Origin of the sequence: Hyphomonas sp., from assembly GCF_022844445.1 — a bacterium.
GTDB lineage: Bacteria > Pseudomonadota > Alphaproteobacteria > Caulobacterales > Hyphomonadaceae > Hyphomonas.
Genome location: NZ_JALHLS010000003.1, coordinates 245443 through 267133 on the forward strand (window position 1 = coordinate 245443; position 21691 = coordinate 267133).

Annotated in this window: 17 protein-coding genes and 1 pseudogene; 11 read left to right on the plus strand and 7 right to left on the minus strand. The window is 60.7% G+C overall.

The window, feature by feature from the left end; translation table 11 throughout:
• Positions 1-723, minus strand: a complete 723-nt coding sequence (locus Q0C17_RS05800; RefSeq protein WP_291202732.1) for a superoxide dismutase — start codon at positions 721-723, stop codon at positions 1-3.
• A 298-nt stretch (positions 724-1021) separates the two neighbouring features.
• On the opposite strand from Q0C17_RS05800, the gene Q0C17_RS05805 reads away from it, so the two are divergent.
• From Q0C17_RS05805 to Q0C17_RS05840, 8 genes and pseudogenes are all read left to right on the plus strand, one after another.
• Complete coding sequence (locus tag Q0C17_RS05805; protein ID WP_291202735.1) at positions 1022-1249, plus strand: FeoA family protein; 228 nt, start codon at positions 1022-1024, stop codon at positions 1247-1249.
• Positions 1246-3072, plus strand: coding sequence for a ferrous iron transporter B (locus tag Q0C17_RS05810; RefSeq protein WP_291202738.1), 1827 nt, complete (start codon positions 1246-1248; stop codon positions 3070-3072). The genes Q0C17_RS05805 and Q0C17_RS05810 overlap by 4 nt, the downstream gene beginning before the upstream one ends.
• Positions 3073-3690: 618 nt before the next feature.
• A pseudogene (locus Q0C17_RS05815) lies at positions 3691-3881 on the plus strand (GTP-binding protein); the annotation flags it as partial.
• Positions 3882-3947: 66 nt separating this feature from the next.
• Complete coding sequence (locus Q0C17_RS05820) at positions 3948-6089, plus strand: TonB-dependent siderophore receptor (RefSeq protein WP_291202744.1); 2142 nt, start codon at positions 3948-3950, stop codon at positions 6087-6089.
• Between the two features lie 9 nt (positions 6090-6098).
• Positions 6099-6821 carry an ABC transporter ATP-binding protein gene (locus tag Q0C17_RS05825; RefSeq protein WP_291202747.1) on the plus strand — a complete coding sequence of 241 codons (723 nt, stop codon included), beginning with the start codon at positions 6099-6101 and terminating at the stop codon, positions 6819-6821.
• Complete coding sequence (locus Q0C17_RS05830) at positions 6818-8254, plus strand: DUF3526 domain-containing protein (RefSeq protein WP_291202750.1); 1437 nt, start codon at positions 6818-6820, stop codon at positions 8252-8254. Before Q0C17_RS05825 ends, Q0C17_RS05830 begins: the two co-directional genes overlap by 4 nt.
• A complete protein-coding gene (locus tag Q0C17_RS05835) occupies positions 8251-9516 on the plus strand; it encodes a DUF3526 domain-containing protein (protein WP_291202753.1) in 1266 nt (421 codons plus the stop codon). The genes Q0C17_RS05830 and Q0C17_RS05835 overlap by 4 nt, the downstream gene beginning before the upstream one ends.
• Before the next feature lie 622 nt (positions 9517-10138).
• On the plus strand, positions 10139-10315 hold the full coding sequence (locus Q0C17_RS05840) for a hypothetical protein (RefSeq protein ID WP_291202755.1): 177 nt from the start codon (positions 10139-10141) through the stop codon (positions 10313-10315).
• Here the strand turns inward: Q0C17_RS05840 and Q0C17_RS05845 are convergent.
• From Q0C17_RS05845 to Q0C17_RS05860, 4 genes are all read right to left on the minus strand, one after another.
• Positions 10308-11804: a hypothetical protein gene (locus tag Q0C17_RS05845; protein WP_291202758.1), complete on the minus strand. Its 1497-nt coding sequence runs from the start codon at positions 11802-11804 to the stop codon at positions 10308-10310. The genes Q0C17_RS05840 and Q0C17_RS05845 overlap by 8 nt on opposite strands.
• Positions 11797-12861, minus strand: coding sequence for a hypothetical protein (locus Q0C17_RS05850; RefSeq protein ID WP_291202761.1), 1065 nt, complete (start codon positions 12859-12861; stop codon positions 11797-11799). Before Q0C17_RS05850 ends, Q0C17_RS05845 begins: the two co-directional genes overlap by 8 nt.
• Positions 12862-12997: 136 nt before the next feature.
• Positions 12998-14065 carry a porin gene (locus Q0C17_RS05855; protein WP_291202764.1) on the minus strand — a complete coding sequence of 356 codons (1068 nt, stop codon included), beginning with the start codon at positions 14063-14065 and terminating at the stop codon, positions 12998-13000.
• A gap of 135 nt (positions 14066-14200) precedes the next feature.
• Complete coding sequence (locus tag Q0C17_RS05860; RefSeq protein ID WP_291202767.1) at positions 14201-15685, minus strand: hypothetical protein; 1485 nt, start codon at positions 15683-15685, stop codon at positions 14201-14203.
• Between the two features lie 356 nt (positions 15686-16041).
• Between Q0C17_RS05860 and Q0C17_RS05865 the strand changes: the two genes are divergently transcribed.
• The gene (locus Q0C17_RS05865) at positions 16042-16641 is read left to right on the plus strand and encodes an aspartyl/asparaginyl beta-hydroxylase domain-containing protein (protein WP_291202770.1); all 600 of its coding nucleotides are present in this window, start codon (positions 16042-16044) and stop codon (positions 16639-16641) included.
• Between the two features lie 921 nt (positions 16642-17562).
• On the opposite strand, the gene Q0C17_RS05870 is transcribed toward Q0C17_RS05865, so the two are convergent.
• A complete protein-coding gene (locus tag Q0C17_RS05870; protein ID WP_291202773.1) occupies positions 17563-18336 on the minus strand; it encodes a hypothetical protein in 774 nt (257 codons plus the stop codon).
• Positions 18333-18845: an RNA polymerase sigma factor gene (locus Q0C17_RS05875; protein ID WP_291202776.1), complete on the minus strand. Its 513-nt coding sequence runs from the start codon at positions 18843-18845 to the stop codon at positions 18333-18335. The genes Q0C17_RS05870 and Q0C17_RS05875 overlap by 4 nt, the downstream gene beginning before the upstream one ends.
• Positions 18846-18997: 152 nt before the next feature.
• On the opposite strand from Q0C17_RS05875, the gene Q0C17_RS05880 reads away from it, so the two are divergent.
• Together Q0C17_RS05880 and Q0C17_RS05885 are read left to right on the plus strand one after the other, a co-directional pair.
• Positions 18998-20746, plus strand: a complete 1749-nt coding sequence (locus tag Q0C17_RS05880; protein ID WP_291202779.1) for a S8 family serine peptidase — start codon at positions 18998-19000, stop codon at positions 20744-20746.
• A gap of 3 nt (positions 20747-20749) precedes the next feature.
• Complete coding sequence (locus Q0C17_RS05885) at positions 20750-21409, plus strand: hypothetical protein (RefSeq protein WP_291202782.1); 660 nt, start codon at positions 20750-20752, stop codon at positions 21407-21409.
• Positions 21410-21691: the final 282 nt, after the last annotated feature.

The following is a 21691-nucleotide window of genomic DNA, read 5'->3' on the forward strand; positions in this document are numbered from 1 at the left end:
TTAGCTGGCAGCCTCGGCGTAAAGTCTGTTGACCTCGTTCCAGTTCACGACGCTCCACCATGCAGTGAGATAATCGGCGCGCTTGTTCTGGTACTTCAGGTAATAGGCATGCTCCCAGACATCGACGGCGAGGACAGGGGCGCCTTTGACGTCGGCAACGTCCATCAGCGGATTGTCCTGGTTGGCAGTCGAGGTGATCGCCAGCTTCCCGTCCTTGACGACGAGCCAGGCCCAGCCCGACCCGAAGCGGCTGGTGGCGGCCTTATTGAAGGCTTCCTTGAAGGCGTCCATCGAGCCGAAGTCGCGGTCGATCGCGGCCGCAAGGTCAGCGGAGGGTGCACCGCCGGTGCCTTGAGGCGCCATCAGGGTCCAGAAGAGGCTGTGGTTCCAGTGGCCGCCGCCATTGTTGCGCACCGCCGGCGGAAGGGTGGAGATATTTGTCAGCAGATCTTCGATCGAGCGGCCCTGCAACGCCGGGTCTGCGGCAACTGCGGTGTTCAGGTTGTCGACATATGTCTTGTGGTGGCGGCCGTGGTGGATCGACATCGTTGCAGTGTCGATTGCCGGTTCAAGGGCATCGAGCGCGTACGGGAGCGCCGGCAGTTCAAACGCGGCGGCTTTCGGCGCCTCCAACTGCGCAGCGTCGGGCGTCTGCGCGCAGGCAACGATGGGCGAGAAAGCCAGCGCCAGAGCGGCACAGCTGCGAGAGAGAGAATTTAACATGGGGGGCTCCTTGAACTGTTTCGGCGGGGACGCCTTGGTGGCCGTCACGCGCTGGATCGCGCGGCTGCCACCTGTGGTCCAACCACTATAACCGGAAACTCGCACGGGTGTTCCAGACTGTCACCCCACTGCCCTGCAGTTGAAGCCCCCAAAGCGGCAAACCTTTCCAATGCGAAATTTGAGTTGGCAAAAGCGGGCAATGCCTCTATTTGCAAATGGTTCGCATTTGCACACCGTCCCCGGCGAGCGACAGACGCAAACCGCAGACGAACACACCGAGGCGCGTGGAGCCCCGCCAATGAATATCGATGATCTGCCGGAAGGCGGCACGGCGCACATCCTCGCAATTTCTTCGGCCCTGCCGGAACTGGCGGCGAAGCTGCGCGAGATCGGCTTTTGCGAGGGCGATGAAGTTCAGCTGCTGACCCGCGGCCCCTTTGGTGCGCAGCCTCTTGCGGTGCGCCTGAACCGGCGTGTCATCGCCATGCGGCTGGACGAGGCCCGCGCGATCGAGGTGACGCCGTGAGCGACCTTCGCTTTGCGCTGGTAGGCGCGCCCAATTGCGGCAAGTCCACCCTGTTCAATGGCCTCACGGGTGGCCGCGCCAAGACGGCCAACTATGCCGGCGTGACAGTAGAGCGCCGGCGCGGCTGGTTCACCACCGCCAGCGGACAGCGTATCGAGCTGATCGACCTGCCCGGCATCTACGGCTTCACAACACGGTCTCTGGACGAGCGCATCTCCATCGACACCATCATGGGTCGCAATGCCGACGAAGCGGCGCCCGATGGCTTGCTGGTGCTGATCGATGCCGGCGACATCCGCACGCAGCTGCACTTCATCCTTCAGGTTCGCGCTCTGGGTCGGCCGATGCTGCTGGCGCTCAACATGTACGATTTAGCCGAACGCGACGGTGTGCGCATCGATGTTGCCGCGCTTGAGCGCCGGCTCGGCGTTCCGGTCGTCACCGCGCGGGCCACTCGCACCAGCGGCCGCGAGGCGCTGCTGAAGCGGCTCGATGAGGTGATCGCTTCGGATACGTGGATGCGACCGGCCGCACCGGCCGCCGAACCCGATCTCCGGCAGCTGCAACGTGAAGCGCGCGACATTGCCCGCGAGGCGATCTTGCAGGAGCCGGTAATGAACCGGCTGACACGGGCGATCGACAAGGTGGTGCTGCACAAGATTGCAGGCCCGGTCATTCTCGCCTCATTGCTGTTCTTCATCTTCCAGGCAGTGTTTGCCTGGGCGGCCTGGCCGATGGACGCGATTGATGGCGGCGTGTCCGCCTTCAGTGCCTGGCTCAGCACGTCCCTACCTGACAACTGGATCCGAAGTCTTCTGACCGACGGCATCATCGCGGGTGTCGGCAGCGTCATCATTTTCCTGCCTCAGATCATCATCCTCTTCGCTTTTATCCTGCTGCTGGAATCTTCCGGCTACATGGCCCGCGCGGCCTTCCTCATGGACGAACTGATGCTGCGCGTCGGCCTAAACGGGCGCGCTTTCATTCCCCTGCTCTCCAGTTTCGCATGCGCCATTCCGGGCATGATGGCAGCGCGAACCATAGAGAACGAGCGCGACCGGCTGACGACCATCATGATCGCGCCGCTGATGACCTGTTCGGCGCGCCTGCCCGTCTACACGCTGATCATCGCGGCCTTCATTCCGCAGACCAATGTCGGCCCCTTCGGCCTGCAGGGCGTCGTCATGTTCGCGCTTTACGCGGTGGGCATCCTGAGTGCCGTGATCGTTGCCTTTGTCCTGAAGCGGACGCTCACCAAGGGCCCAGCGCAGGCCCTGCTGATGGAACTGCCGACATACAAGACGCCGGACCTGCGTGATTTTGCGCTGAACCTGTCTTCGCGCGCCTGGGCATTCCTGCGGCGCGCAGGTGTGGTGATCTTCACCGTTTCTGTGATCCTCTGGTTCCTCGCGAGCTTCCCGGAATCCGCTGACGGAATCCGGGGTTCATTCGCGGGCCTTCTCGGCGGATTGCTGGAGCCGGTCCTGCGGCCCATCGGCTTCAATCTCGAAATAGCCATCGCGCTCGTGCCCGGCATGGCGGCGCGTGAGGTGGCCGTCGGCGCACTCGGCACCGTTTATGCCCTGCAGGGCGCGGACGCGGACGGTCTTGCGGCGGCGCTGCAAACCTCGTGGTCGGTGCCGACCGCACTGGCCTTCCTCGCCTGGTATGTCTACGCGCCGCAATGCCTCGCGAGCCTCGCGGTGGCCAAACGCGAGACGAACTCGTGGCGGTGGACGGCGGTGATCGTGGTCTACCTGTTCGCGCTCGCCTACATCGCCGCGGGCGTCACCTACTGGACCGCGACCTGGGCAGGCCTCTGACGCGCTCTAATCGGCCTTTGCGTCGAAGCTATCTCTGACGACTCTCCGCTGCATGGACAGTGAACGCGGTCCCTCTGCAAGCTCGCCCGCAAATGTTGAAGCGGTCCGTCGCGCACTAGAAGGGGCAGGAATTGTATTCCTGGAGCCAGGTCCAAGCAAAAGCGGCGGCGCTGGGGTTCGATTGAAGAAATGACCGGAAGAGCACTTTCGTTTACTCGCAAGGCAAGCGCTGATTATTGTTTTTATTAGCTTTTCTTGTTTTTGATGCCGGAGACAAAGCCAGCCTGCTGAAGCCTGTGGGGCGGCCCGAGTCACGAACTCCACAGCTTCTCAAGCCGATCCGCTGACGCCCAAGGCTTTGCCAGGGCCTCCGGCGGCGGCGCGAAAGATCAAGAAGCAAGACCAAAACTCGGCCGCCGCCGCTTCCAGATCGCAAGTTCGACCTGTTCAGAAGCTCTTCAACATGTGTTGCCAAACACCGAGGAGCGGTGCGCGGGCCCTGCCTGCAGAGGCAAAGCTCAGCCGTTGAAGTCCGACCGGGCACAAATTCTTTTCTTGCAGCTCTGAAGCGATCGGTTATGTGATAATATCACGTTCGTTATGCCGCTGAGCTCCGCTATGACCTTGCACCAGAATTCCTCCGTCGCGGTGCTGTCTGGATTTCTCGACGCGGGGAAAACGGCGTTCCTCAACCCTGTTTTGAACAACCGCGAAGGCGGTCGCGCGGCGGTGAGCGTCAATGACACGCGCGAGGTCAACAAGACGCGGAACTTGCCGGTCAGAACTGCGCCGGCCTGTCACGGACAGAAGGAACGCCGATTGAGAAGTCGGCGCCTACTCGACAATGCCTCTTTACACTTGAAGGACTGACACTGATGAAATCCAGATTCTCCGCCCTGCTGCTGGCCGGCTGCGCGAACTTAACGCTCGTTCCAGCCGCAGCCCTTGCTCAGGGCACGGAAGACACCGAAGCGCGGCAGCAGACAGTTGTCGTAACCGGCACGCGTCAGGCTTATCAAGGCGAATTCGAGGTTCTGGAGGTTCCGCAAGCCGACCTCGTGATAGATTCAGACGCCCTCCGCGACGCGGGCGTGCTGAATCTCAACCAGGCACTGGATCTGTCGGCCTCGGTTGCCCGGCAGAACAACTTCGGCGGCCTTTGGAACAGCTTTGCCGTTCGCGGTTTTGTCGGCGACGAAAATCTGCCAAGCAACTATCTGGTCAACGGCTTCAACGCCGGGCGCGGTTTTGGCGGCCCACGTGATATCTCGGGCATCGAGAGTGTCGAAGTGCTCAAAGGCCCGCGCGCCGCTCTGTTCGGACGCGGCGAACCCGGCGGGACAGTCAACCTTGTGACCAAGCGCCCGACTTTTGAAACCGCCGGTGAACTTAAGCTGGCAGCGGGAAGCTTCGATTTCTACCGAGCCGATGCAGACTACACGAGCCCGCTTTCCGGGAATGCAGCCTTTCGCGTGACAGGCTTTTACGAAGATGCCGGCAGCTTCCGCGACACGATCGAAACGCTCAAGTACGGCGCAAACCCGTCGATTGCTCTCAAGCTGGGTGGTTCCACCCAGATGGTCTATGAGGCAGAGTTCAGCCGTCAGGAAATCCCGTTTGACCGCGGCGTACTCGCTATAAACGGCGAACTCGGCCGCATTCCTGAGAGCCGCTTCCTGGGAGAGCCAGGGGACGGGCCGCTTGAAGCGGATGTCCTCGGTCATCAGCTCGAACTCCAGCATGACTTCAACGATGACTGGAGCGCTCTTGTCGGTTTGAACTATCGTGAAACATCACTTCAGGGAACTTCGACGGAAGCGGAACTTGCTGGCAGTCGCCAGCGTCTGTTGAATGACGGGCGCTCGGTTTCGCGTCAGCGGCGCAGTCGGGACTATGACGCAACATATATTGTTCTGCGTGGGGAAATTACTGGACGCTTCTATACGGGATCGATTGAGCACCGCATCATTGCCGGTGTGGATACCGATGAATTCGAAAACGAACAGGTCTTCCTGCGATTCCGGCCACCGACAAATGCTTCCAACCCTTCCGAGCAAGCCGCCAACATCATCGATGCCTTCAATCCCGTCTATGGACGCTTCCCTCTTCCATCCTTCAGCCCACCGACAAACCGCGTCGAAACCCAACGCTCAACCGGCATCTTCCTGCAGGACCAGATAACCCTGACAGACCGCCTCGAAGTTCGCCTCGGGGGTCGATACGACGATTTCGAACAGGAGTTGGTGAACCGCGCCAACGGCAGCAAGAGCAAGCAGACAGAAAGCCAGTTCAGTCCTCAGTTCGGCGCCGTTTACAAGGCGAGTGACCTCGTCTCGGTCTACGCCGCCTATGGAGAGAACTTCCGGCCGCTTTCAGGTTCTGATTTTGCCGGAAACGCCTTTGATCCGAACTACTCGAAATCTCTCGAGGCCGGTCTGAAGTTTGCGCTGCGAAGCGGCGCATTGATCGGCACTGTCAGCGTGTTTTCCATCGAGCAGGAAAACATCCTGACGGCCGACCCCGTCAATGCCGGATTCTCGGTGTCGGCCGGCAAGGCTGAAAGCGAGGGCTTCGAGTTCGATCTCAGCGGCGAGATTGCAGAAGGACTGACACTCTGGGCATCGTATGCCTACGTTGATGCGCAGGTCAGCAATGATGTGCTTGATTTCAATTTTGCCTTGCCCATTGAAGCCGGCGACCGTCTGCTCAACATCCCGGAGCAGTCACTGAGCCTGCAACTGGTCAAACAATCCCAACTGGCGTCTCGTCCGCTCTCGTTTGGAGCCGGGCTTCTCCACGTAGGTGAACGTCTGGGTGAAGCCGGCACCGAGTTCGAACTGCCGGCCTACACACTGGCAAGGGCCTTTGCGGCCTATGACCTGACCGATGCGCTCACCCTGCGTGCCGAGGTCGATAACCTGTTCGATGAGACTTACTACACAAATTCCTTTTCCCAGTTGTGGATCCAGCCCGGAACGCCGCGAAGCTTGCGCATCTCCGCTGTTGTCAGGTTCTAGGAGCACGCGATGCGTGAGTTTGCGCTTTCTGCAGACAGGCTGAGCGTCAAGCGTGGCGGTCTTCTCGCCCTTCGCGATGTGAGCTTCGATGTGCGGGCCGGCGAAGTGTTCGCTCTGCTTGGCGGCAACGGCGCTGGCAAGTCGACGACACTCCTGTCCTTCCTCGGCCTGCTCAAGCCAGAAGCCGGCGAAGCCCGGGTGCTGGGTCGCCCCGCCCATGAAGATGTCACCGCTTCTCGCCGGCAGATCGCATACCTGCCTGAGGCGGCGACGCTTTATCCGCACCTTTCGGCCGAGGAGAACATCGCCTATTTTCTGTCGCTCGCGGGCCTGCGCAGGGACAAGACTGCCATAAGCGCGGCGCTTGAGCGGGTCGCGCTTCAGCCTGCCGCGCGGACACAGCGAATGGAGCGCTATTCGAAGGGCATGCGCCAGAAGGTCGCCATAGCGCTGGCCCTTCTTCGGGAAGCCCCGATCCTCCTGCTCGACGAGCCGACATCCGGTCTCGACCCGATCGCAATCGATGACTTCAATGCCCTGATCGAAGATCTGGCGCGGTCAGGCTCGACCGTCCTGATGGTCACCCACGACGTCTATGGCGCTTGCCAGGTCGCCTCACGCATCGGCCTCCTGAGAGCCGGCGAACTGGTGGGGGTCTTTGATGCGCCAGTCGGCGGACGCATCGATACCGACGCCGTGCACGCGGCCTTCGCCGGGCGCACTGCCGCATGAGAAAGGTCCTCCTCGTCGCAGCTGACGAATGGCGGTTCTGGCGACGCTCACGCCTTGCCATGCTGGCACTTGGGCTTTTGCTCCTGCTTGTTGCGGCGTCTGCAACGCTGACTGCGCTGCGTATGTCGAGTGAAGCCCAAGCGCGCAGCCAGCTGCAGACAGACGCCGAAGAAACCTACCGCAGCCAGCCCGATCGCCATCCTCACAGGATGGTTCACTATGGGCACTATGTCTTCCGTACCCCGCCGCCGCTCGCAATGATCGACCCGGGTGTCGATCCGGTGACCGGCCAGTCGATTTTCCTTGAAGGGCACCGGCAGAATGCCGCGATGTTTGCCGATGCAAAGGCTGGCGCAACGGCGGGTCAGATGGCAGATATGTCGCCGGCCGCTGTGCTGAGCCTCTTCGCGCCGCTCCTGTTGATTGCGATGGGTTACAGCGTCATGACGCGCGAGAGGGAAGCGGGAACGCTTGGCCCCCTTCTCGCGCAAGGCCTATCACCCCTGACGCTCGTGGCTGGAAAGTGGCTCGCGCTTGCCTCAGTCGCGGGGCTTACGCTGCTGCCATTGATGCTGACAGCGGCCGCGGCAATCAGCAAAGGCGAATCCATATCCGCCACCGCCGTTTTTGCGGGCAGTTACGGCCTTTACCTCCTCGTCTGGTGCACGCTGGTCGTTGCCGTCTCCAGTCTCGCGACACGCCGGGCCGGCGCGCTCACGATCCTGGTTGTCGTCTGGATACTCTTGGCGCTGATTATTCCCCGGTTTGCGGCCAATGTCGCCGCGAGCGCAGCGCCTGCCCAGGGCAAAATCGAGGCAGACTTTGAAGTTCTGAGTGAGTTGCGGTCCATGGGTGATGGTCACAACGCTGCCGACCCGGCCTTCGAACAGCTGAAAACCAATCTTCTCCTGCAATACGGCGTTGCCTCCATCGAAGACCTGCCGGTCAATTTTCGCGGGGTCGTCGCTCAGACTGCCGAAGCAGACCTTACGGCGGTGCTGAACCGGTTTGCGGAAGAACGCATGGCAACGGAGATTCACCAGGTCAGCTTGCTTCGTTCATTTGGATGGATCTCGCCGACCCTCGCGCTTCGTGAAGCATCGATGACTTCGGCAGGCACCGGTGTGGAAGCCCATCACAAATTCCTGCGCGACGCCGAGGCAGTGCGGTTCGATTTTGTACAGGGCCTGAACCGCGTCCATGCCGAGCAGCTCGCTTACGCCGATGACATAAATCGTAGCAGTGATCCTGAGGCTGAGCGGCGCACCCGCGTCAGTTCAGAAAACTGGAAGGCGCTCGAAGACTTCGACTTCGTCCCGCCGCCATCCGGCGCGCGCGTCGAGGGCGCGCTTACGCCGCTTGGAAAGCTCGGCGCATGGTTTGCGCTTCTTTTCGGTCTTGTCCTGTTGAGCGCCAGGGGACTGAAACCATGAGTCTGGTGTTGCGCCTTTTCCGTGAACTGCGTTTCCTTCTGCGACAGCGCGCCGTTGCGGGGCTGCTCGTCCTGGCAATGTTGCTATCGGCCCTGAGCGTCACAACCGGGCTCGCAGAGATCGCCCATCAACGCATGACGCTCGAGCGCATGATACTGGCTGACAAGGCAGATCGCGACGGCGCTCTTGCGAAAGCCGAGGACTGGGGCAGCGCTGCGTATTCAAGCTTCCACCTGACCTACCTGCCTCCGTCCGATCTGGCCTTCGCAGCAATGGGCCAACGCGACGCTTCCCCGTGGAAACACCGCATCCACATGCTTGCGCTGGAAGGTCAGATTCACGCTGCCGACACAGCCAATCCAGAACTCGCGCTGGCTGGCCGCATAGACTTTGCCTTCATCGTATCGGTACTGGCTCCACTGCTGGTAATCTTGCTGCTGCATGATCTCAGAGCGGGTGAGCGGGCGGCGGGGCGACATGATCTGCTCATCGCCACGGCCGGGCAATCTGGCCGTTTGTGGCCGATCCGGGCAAGCGCACTGATTGCGACGCTCGCGGTCTGCCTCCTCCTGCCGTTCTGGGTCGGCGCGGCGCTGGCCGGCACGCAGCTCGCCAAGGTCCTCGCGGTGTCGCTACTCGTTTGCATCCACCTCCTGTTCTGGGCGGCCGTATCCTATTGGGCAGGCGCACGCGCCGCAGCCGGCTCGGTCATCCTCACAGGCCTTATCGGGTTCTGGCTGCTGCTCACGGCGATCCTGCCAGCGATCACGCGAGTCTCGATCGAACGGGCGATCTCGATTCCTGCGGGCGGGGACATCGTTCTGACCCAGCGCGAAGCCGTGAATGATGCCTGGGACCTGCCCAAGAATGTAACCATGGAAGCCTTTGGCGCGCGTCACCCGGAATGGGAAAACTACACTCAGGTCAGCCGGCCCTTCGAATGGAAATGGTACTATGCATTCCAGCAGGTCGGTGACCAGACTGCGGAAGCTCTTTCCACGACCTATCGTGAGGGTATCCGAGAGCGCGATCAGGCGGCGGCGCTGGCGGCCTTCAGCTCACCCCCGGCCCTCGTCGATCGCGCCCTCCAGGGGCTAGCGGGAACCGACACGCGCGCAGCGCTCGCTTACGACGCCTCTGTGCGCGACTTTCATACGCGTCTGAGGACATGGTATTATCCCAAGCTGTTTCGCGACGAACCGTTTGAACCCGCGGCATTGTCAGCACTCCCTGTGTACCAGCCCCGCGACGAACGAGACTGATGCGTCCAGACAATCACGGCCTGAGAGGTTCCGGTCGGTCTTCTGCCGATCCCCTGGCAGGGCGCAGTTGCGTTTCTGGCTTTCGATTGGTTCCGGCCTTAACGGCAGCATTGTTCCTGTCGGGACTTATTGGCGCGGACGCGGATGAGCCAGCGGCGGGGGCTACCACTCAGACTTCGTTCAGCGCGGATTCCTTTGCCCTATATAGTCCCCGGACCGCGCTGGGCATCTCCAGTATCAGCACCGGCAGTTTTCCGAAGGAGCGCCTTTTCCATTCACCCAACCGGTCAGGCGCCCTCGCCGGCACCGAACGTGTCGACCAAACCCCCGGCAGCTTTGCAAAGCTGCCCCCCGCCTCCGAAGCATCTCACCGACAGAAGATTCCGGACGATGAATGAAAGTCTGTCATACGATCAATACTGACCTGAGACCTAATGGGACCCGCACTTAAATGGAGTGTCTGCCGTTACGGAGACAGACGATGCGGAAGAGTAAATCTACCGGGGAACCGATCATTGCGATCCTGGCGGAACAGGAGCGTGGGATGGCAACCGATGCGGTCTGCCGGCGCCCAGGCGTGAGTTGGGTGGCGTTCTGCAAATAGAACTCGAAGTACGTCGGCATGGATTTTCCGGATGCCCGCCAGCTCATGACGCTGGAGGCCGAGAGTGCCCGGCTGAAGAAGCTGCTCGCCGACAGCATGCTGGATGCGTCGATCCTGAAAGACCTGCTCGGAAAGAAATGGCGACGCCTCACGCGGGAGGAATTCTACCCTGCCAGCCAGCTGTCACTCACATAGTATTCAGCCAGACCACGGCGCGGCCGGAATTCCGAGCCCAGTCGCTAAGCCTTTGCTTCAGATCGACATCCGTGGCCAACCAAGGCTCGTCAATGATCAGAACGTGAGGACCAGCAACCAGTCCGCGCACAAGCCTCAGCCTGGACATGATGCTGGGTTCAATCATTTGTCGTTGTGGGTCTATAACCGATGGCAATCCGGCATCGTTCGGGTCGATCCCCGCCAGACGCATGGCGTCCTTGGTTTGCCGTCTTGTCGGACGTCCTCTGGAACTGACAACCGTGCGCATTCCTCCTCTCGGCAGAGGAATGCATTCCGTTACAATCGCAACGCGGCGGGACCAGTCCCTCGGGTCGGCCTGGCTCGAAGAGAGCCCGCCGAGCATGACACCGTCGCCGCCCTGCATGAGGCGCGAAGCCAGTCCGGGAAAACCTGAGCGAGAAAGCTGAGCGACTTCTCCCGGCTTGGCGAGGACTTGCCCATCAATTGACAAGGGCAAAACAGGCGTACGCGGAATCCTGACATCTCCGTTCGGGGCGAGCGCCGGCGCCTCGTTTGCCTGAGCCTCCAGATCTCGAAGTTTCCGGACAGCGATCCGGCGTTCGATCAACGCCTCGACAGCGAGAACAAGGAGCGCGACACCGGAAGTGCAAAGTCCAAGCGAATAGATCAGACCGCCCCATGCCGATGCTGGCACATCACGGCCACCGTCCCCGAGAAAGACGAACAGGAGGATACCGCCTGGGACAGTGACCGTGCTGCTGGCCCGGAGCAATTGTACGAGAGAAAACGCTTTCATCGAAACATCGACCAGCCGCTTTCCAGCGCGCCGGATCGGGCGGGTGAAGCTCTCGGATGCGGAATAGACTGCGGCTGTCCTGGCGGCAAAGACCGCGTCCCCTGTCCGCGCTGACAGCAGGCCGCGCGAAGCTCGCCGTTGCCGGATGCGAGACCTCAGCGGCACCCAGAAGACAATAACCAGGAGTAGCGAGACCGCCGGACCAACAAGGCAGCTCACCATCCCGTCAATACCGACATTCATCAGTGCAGACACAAGTCCGGCACCCAGTGCGAGCGATCCTGTGATCGCGCCGCAGATGCCTGCGTCGGACCAATTTTTCAGAGCGGCAAGATCTGCGCTCATCCGGGCCGTTATCGTACCAAGGCGGCCCCGCCCCAGTGCTGACCTGACGGCCTGACGAGCGAGACCGGAACGCACATCATTGACATAGTCCTGACCTATCCATTCCGCGGTCACGCCCCGCGCCCAGAAGAGACCTGCGAGCAAACTGAACGCAAGTAGCAGGATTGCAAACGCCCAGACCGTTGCCGAGGGAGAGCGGATAACCGACGTCAGCGCGTAGCCCGTCCAGACCTGCGCGGCGGCTTCCAGAGCGACGAAGAGCAACAATAGCAGGAAGGCGGCCTTGCGGCCGCCTTCGAGGTATGGCGGGAAGTTGGAAACCGCGTCGCTCTTGGGGTCAGGCATAGGCCGACAACCGGGATACGCTTTCAATCCAGGCCAACGGCGCAGATCCCTCGGTAAGCTCGGGAAGGGCGCAGAAGCGGGCTCGAACGAGTCCGGCAGCTTCCCGCATGGCCAGGGGTGAAGCCGTCAGCAATCCTGAGATCGCTGTAACCGACAATCCGCACCCGGACATAACCTGGCATCCAACGGCAGCGGATGCGGCGCTGTCAGCTGCATAAACCCAACGATCAGCCAACGCCTGCATCCGGGGATGCGACAGAAGGGCATGCGTCTCACGCTGGTGGACGCCGTCAGCGATCTCGAGAATGATCGCATTACATCCGCGCAGGATGAGTTCGGCCACGACGGCCTCAGCGCCTTTCACAACATGGTCAATGTCAGCAAGGTACGTCGTCGCCATGCCTGCATCCGTAAAGTCAAGGGTATGGACCGCCCCAGAATCGACGAACTTCCAATAGTCATTCCCCGAACCTGTGCCAGTGATCTTCGCCGCTCCAACCCGCATCCCCTTTTGGGTCAACCCACGTACGATGCCCGCGACGGTCGTTGTCTTTCCGGAGTTCATGGTGGCGCCGCAGACCGCGATCACCGGTACCCGGCGATTAAGCAAGGGGCGTATCGGCAAGGCATAGCGTTTGAGGTTTATCGGACGGCCCTCTGAATCGGTTATGAGACCGATCGGGCACAAGCGTGTCGGACTGCCCTTGGACTCCCAGACCACATTCGAATTCAGCACTAGCGAAGCGATGCCGCCGCCAGCAGCGAGGTCACAGTCGGAGAGATCGTCTGGAACTTCAGCTTCGTAGGCATCCGGAGCATACCTGTTGCCGTACACGACAACGACCTCGTCCCCCGGAAAGATTGCCGCCTTTCGGCCGGTCGTGAGTTCGAGACGCTGCAGACGCCCGACTTGTTTCACACGCGCAAGCACCAGGTCGCCGGCCGCTGGCGTTACCGGACCTGTTTCCAACGCACGCATTTCCTGAATTGGCACGCGGCGAGTCGTAAAGGCTCGTTTGGATTTATTGAGGCGCGCCTGGTCGAAGATCTCGATCATTTGAGTTTCCTTTGTCCGATAATAGTCCTTACAAAGACAACGCTCAGCAGCGCACGATCCTTCCATCCGTTCAGAAAAAAGCCCCGCCGAAATGGCGGGGCTTTGGTGGACAAACAAAGGCCGCAGAGACGCAGGCTCAAAAGCGAAGGCCGAGTTCTGTCATCGCGACCCAGCCGTCCCGGTTGTCGATGCCTGGACGTTCAGAGACCAGGCGGACGGCATCAGTCCGCAGGTAGACGTGTGGCGTGACATCGAAATCGACGCCAATCCCGAAACGGTGATCCTTATCCTGCCCCTGGCTGGTGACGGCATAAGAAGCGGCCGCCTCCCAGCGATCTTCTGCCCAGCCAAGACCTGCATTCCATTCGTCCTCGGTCTCAGCTGTCGGGCGAAGCGCGGACCGGCCGCGGTCAACATAGGCTGCACCGAAAGTCATCTTTCCGCGCCGAAGCTCGGTACCGAGACTCCAGCTTTCGATATCGGCGCGATTGGTAACGGCGTCTGCCGTCCCCTTGACATAGGCGGCCGAAAATCCGGCGACCCAGTTACCGACAGGGCGCAGGTATTGTGCACCTAGTTCATAGACTTCGTCCTGGATCACCCGGCTGGTCGGGTTTACCGCGTCTTCATTCGACGAAAACTCAGGCGAAAAGGATACGCCAGCTGAGAAGCCATTCACAGGCGGTGAGAAGTAAGAGACTTTCAGCGCGTCGCGGCTGTCATAAGCCGACAGGAGGGCGACTGATCCGGTATAGCGGGCAAAGTCCCCGCGCACCTGGCCAAGTCCGATCGTCGGCGCGTGGAACGACAAGGTATCTGCCGGTCCGTCGTTCTCGCCAACTTCGATCCGGCCCCAATCGGCTGCGACATAGGCGTAGAGCTCGTCGCGTTCGAAGTCGTCAATCTGTGTGTTGCCCGTATCGACTTCCCCGCGGACACCGAAGAGCAGTCCGGAACTGGTTTCCCATTCAGCAATCAGAACGGCCGACCCGTCAGCTTCGCTGCCGTTGCGCGGAACGCCCCCCTGAAGCGGCTCATACCAGGCGCCCTGAACGGCAACGGCGCCGCGCGCCTGCACCGTTATGGCGCCGCCCTCATAGACGAGCCCCCGCTCATCGTATGTAATTTCCGCCGAGGCCGTGACGGCGCCCTGCGCGACCAGCGCCGACAAAGTAGCAGCTCCAAACCTGAACAATTGTAGCATGTAATCCCCTCTGATTGATCCGTGTTGCACTACGAACGCCGCCCCTGCCCGGTTCATTCCGCGAAACAGTAAAAAAAGTCTGGTCGTCATCTGCCAATTCCGGGTCCTGCCAGCTTTTCCGCCGGAACCAGCGCCTTACTCACGGCGCGGCCAGTCAACTTCGAAGGCGAGGTAGTCTCCGAGTTCATCCTGACCTGCCTCAAACCGGACCTTCTCCCTTGTGTGGGTTACCGTTCGTCGGACCGATTCGACAAAGGGCGCCCAACGGGCTGGATCGCTCCCCTTGCCCGGCGTCCAAGACGGGTAAACCCGGATCCCTATTGCGCGCCTCGAAGTATCCGGCGCGAGAGCAATGAGTGTGGTCGGGGCTGACCGCTTGAGATCAGTGTCCCGGTCCTGGCGGCTTGTTTTCTGTCGTGGGAGGTGAACGAGCGTGTACTGATCGGCTTTCCTCACTCTGCCACCCGTTGGAGAGTTGATCAGAAGGACAAGGTCGGCGCCGCGCTCGACCACGCCTTCCACATTCCGCTCGAGCCTGGACGATTCCCTCGGGTCCTTCCCTTCTGCATCGATCAGCGCAACCTTGAGAGAGTTCGCCAGACGCTGAGGTAGCTCTCCTTCATCGTTGATACCGATGGGCTGATCCAGAAGCGCAACGGTTTCTGATTGCTGCCATGTGCCAGCCCGCACCGCCCAGGCATCCAGTCGAGCGTCGGCGACGCCGCCGCAGGCTTTCTTCGATAGGCCAACGAGCTTCTGTGCCGGCCTGGCTGCGTCCTCACACCAGTCTGTCCGCTCACCCCTGCTCAACACGAGAAGGACTTCCGGCGACGGTTCAAAATCGGTTTGGCGGAACAGGATATCCGCTGCGTAGACTGCCATTTTCCGGTTCTCATGTGCGACGCCGGGCGCGTACTGAAGGCGCCATCGGAACAAAGGCGCGCGGGAACCTGCAATCTCCCGGGCATGCTCAAAGAAGGCCCGTCCCCGTTCAAGCCGGTTCTGCCCTTGCCCACGGGCCCAGGCATCGTCGCGAAGGTTGCGATCGTCCGATTCAATATCTTCCGTACCCAGCAGGATCGTCAGGCGTTCTGCAAAACCTGATCTGTCGAGGACATAGTTATGCTTCTTCAACCTCATTCCTTGCGGGAAGGGCCGATCGGGGTCGAACCAGGTGTACCAGCCGGCATTCGCGGCCACGGCATGGTCGAGGTGGACCGGATGTGCCAGCATCACAAATCGATGAACAAACTGCGCGCCCGCTGAGTGGCCGTAGATCGAATAGGTTCCTGCGCGGCTCCCTGCGCGGCGCTTTACCTCGTCGAAAAGCGGTTCAATGACAGAAAAGGTCCAGGAATTCGGATCACGCGTCTTGCCGGTGCGAGGATCAATCACGCCGCCCTGATTGTAGGATTCAGGGCCTGGAAAACGGCGTTCATCAAACTCGGGGGCAATGAGGATGACACCGAAACGCTCGGCAGTGCGCGCCCAGTCCTCGATGTATCTCTTCGCATCACGTTCTACGCCGTGCATCACGAAGAGAATGGGCGCGTCGGCGGACACAGAACTTGGAACATAGGTCCAGACCCTCAGTTCGGGGCCTGCCCAGCCGTCGAACATGAAACGTGATATACCGGTCTCAAGTCGGGCCTTATCCTCGCCGGACCGCCCTGAAGATCCGCCGCTGTCAGCCTGTGCATTCATCATGAGGCTCAGGCCAAGGATGGCCGCTCCAAAGCGTTTGAAGGACCTGCTGGGCGCGGGGCCATAGCAGGCAGGACGAAACCGCCGGCAGAACAGGCGGGCGAGGCTTTCGAGCCAAACCAATAGCTTTGCGCTCCCATTTGCCGGCCATCGGCCTCCTCACCTAACGCCGCAAAATGACCAGATATTCCAGAAGCAGGATCAGGAAGATCATGCGTGCCGGAATATTCCCAAAGCCGGGAGCGTTCACCCGAAAAGCAGGGAGATGGCACATGCAATACTTCAAGCGGTTAAATCAGGTCTGCGATCCGGCGCCGCTTTTGGCGGAGCTGGGCGGCATTGACGCCATTTGGGCAGAGCAAACGGGTCGGCAGTCCGGTGTGCCAGTGCAGAGGGAGGCGTTGGCCATTCCGCTGAGGGGAATGGTCAAGTCCGCGCAGAGCGGCCGGCCACGTCGGGATGTTCACGAAAGCCGGTGGACGAGCGGATCGTACAGGCTACCCCGCTTTCAGGAATTTCTTAAACAGATCGCAGCGGAAGAAGATGGTGTCCTTGGCCGAGCAAAAATCGTTAGCTTGCCTGCTGGACGACAAGTCTATCCGCATTCGGATCGGGGCGAGTACTACAAGGTACGTAACCGGTACCATCTGGTTCTGAAATCGACGCGCGGCTCCTGGTTGAAAGCTGGCGATGAAGAAGTCCGTATGCAGGAAGGCGAGCTCTGGTGGTTCGACAACAAGGCGGTTCACGAAGCAAAAAATGACGGCCAAGAAGACCGCATCCACCTGATCTTTGATCTCCTCCCGCGCCACCTCGAAACGCTGGTCATGCGCGCCTCGCGCAAAGCAAGAAAGGCGTCGATTGACGCTTGATCCTCTTCCCCACCAGCGGGCCCTGCTGTGCGGCGCTACGGCCTTCTAGGCCGATCGGATCGCGTTGGCTCGGGCAGGATTGAACTTAGACAAGGCCTGCGGAGAGCGCCGCCTTTAGCCTTCCTGAACGGGAAACCCTGCAGCTGCGGGGCACAGGTCTGAGTGTTTGGAAAGAAACCTCCTGGGACTGACAAGTCGCAAATCGACCGTGTCCTGAACAGTTCAAAGCCTGCTCCGAAAAGCTCTCCTTCCCTTTCCAAGAGCGCGGGCGAGCGTAAATCACGCCGCGAGAAAGTCTGGGCTCGGTGTTGGCTGAACTGGCCGCCGAATGCGGGCGCTGACGGGGTTGCACCGACATTGCGCAAACCGGCGCACAAATGCGCTTCAGCCTCAAGACCACCTTCCCTGACCATTTCACGATCATCTGCACTCGGTCGAGATTGAACCGGGACTGCGAGACTATCCGGCAGGACAGCTTTGACGCAGCGGTCCGGTTGCGTTCCTGAACGGACAAGTATCGGTCTTTGCCAAACCAGGCGCACTGCCGGCCACAAGAACCCGCAAGGGCTTCACCGCGCCGGAGCAGATTGTTGGCACCGGCCTGCAATTGCAGGAAAGGGGTGGGGGAAATCCTGCAACCGGCCTGAAGAACCCGGAACCGGGCTCCACCTGCGGGCGAACGCCGTAGCAGAAAGGGGAAATCGCTACACCGGCGCCAACAATCCTCGGAGTGATCGCGAAGTACGCCGCGATACCCTTGTTGGTTAAACGCCGGGAAGCCTGGATTCCTTCCCTCAACTTTGGCGAATTGGAACGATCATTTCCAAAGGACGCGTCGGACTTTGCCAAGCCGTTGAAAGAGGCCAGCCCGGATTCCGATCATCTCAAACCTCGCAAACCAACAAGACGGGCTGAGGTCAATCAGGGAAGATCGGCGCACGCCTCGCTGCCCAGAATGCAGGCTTCCTGGTCGGGAGCGACTGTTTCGTAAGCTCCCTTGGCATCAAGGGCTGTACCCACAAGTTCGAACGCATCGGCCGAGGCTGGCAGGAACTGACCCGTCGTGCTTCCGGTCACGTTAAGCGCAGCAACCTCGACCTGCCAACCGGCGTCGACGCGGCACGCCAAACCGACAGCGCCGGATCCGTCACGGCTCAGTTCGAACTCACGGCAAACCTGTCCCTCCGCGATCTCATATGTAGCAACGGCCAGAAACTCTGTTCCACCGACCTCAATCGATGTACCGGCTGGCGCCGCGGACAAGGCGGCAGAGATCGGACTATCCTGGGGAAGCAGTCCGGCAAGCACGAACCCGTCTGTGGCGGGTTCGTTCTGCCCCATCTGGTAGCCGCCGAGCGCGGCTGCACCGAGCAGAACAGCGGCTGCAGCCGCCTGGGACAGGAAATTAAAGCCAAACAGCCGGCCCCGACGGACCCGGGCAGCCTCAAGGGAGACGACTGCGCCGCCCGGAGCCGTCTGCTCTAGCACAAGCTTCCGCATGTCCTCGGGAACAGGGCGATCAAGGAGCCCTTCAAAGCCCGAGGAAAGTACACGCCGGCTTTCCTGATAGCGATCGAACTGGTCCTGAAGCGTGCTGCTTGCAGCGATTGCTTCGCGGACCAATTCCGCCTCAGGGCCATGCAATTCGCCGTCTGCGAGCGCCATCACCATTTCATCGGTAATCTTGCCGGTCATGGCCGCACTCCCTGTTCCGAAAGAGCCTGCATCAGGGCTGTGCGAGCCCTTGAAAGCCGGCTCATGATTGTTCCTGTTGGCACGCTCAAGACTTCGCTCGCTTCGTCGTAACTCAGGCCGTCAACCAGGACCAGGAGGACAACGGCCCGCTGGTCCTCAGTCAATGTTCCGAGAGCCCTCGCGAGATCGGCGCGCAGATCGAGCGCGTCGGTCTGAGGCAGGCTGTCGCCTGCAAAACCGTTAACGGCGTCTTCATTGCTTTCGGCAGGCCGGCGGGACATGCGGCGCCGGTCATCCAGCCAAGTGGTCCTGACGATCCGGAACAGCCAGGCCTCGAGCCTTGTGCCCGGCTGGAACTGGTGAATCTTTGAAATTGCCCGTTCAAGTGCCATCTGTACCACGTCGTCTGCTTCAGGCCCGTTGCGGGTCAGACCAAGCGCAAATCTTCGCAAGCGCGGGATGAGCGCAACAATCTGCAAACGCAGCGCTTTTTCTTCCTGAATATCCATTCACAACCCCAAGAACGCCTGCCCGGTTACCTTTATTCCATGTCAGAAAAAAGTCTCTTTTCTGGGCACGTGAAGCAAACGAGATACATCTGCGGGAATAATATGTTGCACGCGCGCGTTTCTCATACGGATTGTCCAGCAAGGGGATTTGGATGTCATCGGCAAAGAGAACTCTGACAGTCGACGTGGCCGCTTGGCTGCTCGCAGGCGTTCAGCTTGTATCGTCGTCCACGGCGACAATTGTCCTTGCGGCCTCGGTATCTGCGCTCGTACTCGCAGGACCTGCGCAAGCGCAGGTTGATGACGACGAAGACGACGATGACGAAGACGAAGACCCGATTGATGACGGCGATATCCTTGATGACGATCCGGCCGATGATGCAGGCGGAGATGATCCCGGCGGCGATCTGGGAGACGACGTCGGAGACGATGCCGGAGACGACGTCGGAGACGATGCCGGAGACGACGTCGGAGACGATGCCGGAGACGATGTCGGAGACGATGGCGGAGATGATATCGGTGGCGCTGGCGACGATGGCGGCGACGACACGGGTGATGACGGCGGCACCGGCGATGATGGGGGGGACGACACGGGCGATGACGGCGGCACCGGCGATGACGGCGGCGCGGGCGGAGATGACGGCGCAGGAACCGGCGGCGGCGCGTCGGGCGACGATGACGACGACCGTCCATCCGGCGGCAACTCGGGCGATGATGACGATGCCCCTGGCGGCGCCGGCGTGAGGGGCGTTTCGCCGGTTTCAGGCTCAGGCCCGAAAGATCCGGACGAGAAGCCAGACACTCGCAGCGGATCGTCAGACGTCCTGGTAGATGATGAGGGCTATCCGCTTGCAGACAAGGATATCCTGGCCTTTGATCTCGGGCCGACGGATTTATCGATGCTGAAAGAAATCGGCTTCCGGGTGGTTGCGCAGACCCGTCTCGATGGTCTGGGCACAAGCCTGCAAAGACTCAGGCCCCCGTCAGGCATGAGCATGCCGGACGCTGCCGATGCGCTCCGGAACTCGCTTCCTGCGGCTCCATTTGACTACAATCACCTGTTTGGGCTCCCGGCATCTGACAAGCTCGAAGATGAAGGCCGGAAAGTCCAGAAAATTGGAGGCAAGCGGTCGGGTGAGGGCGCCATTGTCGCAATGATCGACACGCTCGTGGACCCCAAGCACCCATCCCTCTCGACCCGAAGAATCGTGGTCAAGGACTTTGCGAGCAGCAAGAACGGACGTGATTCCGATCATGGCACGGCGGTCGCTTCGATCATCGTAGGCTTTGATCCGGCAGCGGACTATCGCGGGATCGTACCCGGTGCGAAACTGCTGGCCGCCAACGTTTTCTCGGTTTCCAAGGACGGTGTTCCAGAAACCGACACCAAGGCCCTCCTTGAAGCGCTGGACTGGGCCGCATCCCAAGGCGCCGGAGTGATCAACTTTTCAATCGCAGGCCCGCCCAGCGATATTCTGGAGGCAGCCGTCATGCGGCTGACGGAAAAGGGGCACATCATCACAGCCGCTGTCGGAAATGACGGACCTGCAGCCCCTCCTGTCTTCCCGGCCACCTACTCCAACGTGGTCGGCGTTACAGCCGTCGATATTGATGGAAAGATTTACAGACGCGCAGGACGTGGAGCTCAGGTCGATATCGCTGCCCCCGGCGTAAAGATCCTCGCGGCAGGTCCGGACGGAACTTACAGCGCCGTAACAGGGACTTCCTTTGCGACGCCGGTGGTTTCGGCCCTTCTGTCGCTCGAGAATCCCAAACCCGGCAAGGAAGCGGCACAGCGTGCGGCGGCCTTTACAAAAGAAGCGCGTGATCTTGGGACCTCCGGCGCCGATCCGACCTTTGGCCACGGACTTGTACAGATCGAAATCGAAGAGGTGAACTGAGCCATGGCCCGGATATCTGCCTTTTGTGCCGCAGCCTTAAGCGTTGTTGCTTGCGCCTCGCTGCAATCTGCATCAGCTAACCCTGCACCCGAACCCGTCCGTGTCGAGCAAGACGCAACTTTCGTCTTCAATGATGGCCGCGTGGAGCGCCTGGTCGAGGACCGAGGCGAAACCCAGGTCTGGGCAACCCGGCGGGGACGAGAATATGTCCGGTCACGAAATTTCACGATTCCGATCCTCGAATGGGAAGTCAGTGGTGTGAAAGGCACGCGCACAGTTTCAGGCAAGCCCGAGAAGCTCTGGCCGCCACGTGAAGGCGCGTCTTCGAGGTTTCGCGTCGTGACCGACATTGTGCCGCGCGACGGTGCCAAGTCGAGGAGCCTGCAATACTGGACGTGCAAAGCCGGCCGTAAGCGGATGGAAACGTTCGCGTTCGCAGAGATCGAAGTTCTGCCTGTGAATTGCGAGCGCTATACGCCGAGTTCGATGAAGCTCATTGAGCGCAGAGGCTGGCTATGGTCAGACGAAATCGGCCACTATGTCGAACGGTCCTCGATCAAGTATACGACCGGCGAAACAGAGAAGGTCAGATTGTGCACCAAGATTCCGGGCCGCACGGCGACGGACGATCGCATCACAGAAGTCGTCAACAAGGGTTGCTGAGTCTCCTTGGCCGAAAGCACTTCGACAGGGATGGACAGGCCTCTACGGAATAAAGCCCGCAGACAACTACGCTCTGATCCTAGGGTTTTACCTTTAACCCTGGGCGCCGGTGCACGTGCCTGAATCTGGAATCTCCCGTCTGGGCGATTCCCTCATCCAGACGCTGGCCTGCCCCTCAGCAGTGGTCCACCAGATTTGTTAGCCCGGCGGTTTCTAGGTAGCAGCGTTCATGCTGCCACCTTCCCATAGTAAGGCGGCATGAACGCTGCGGGCAAGATGGCT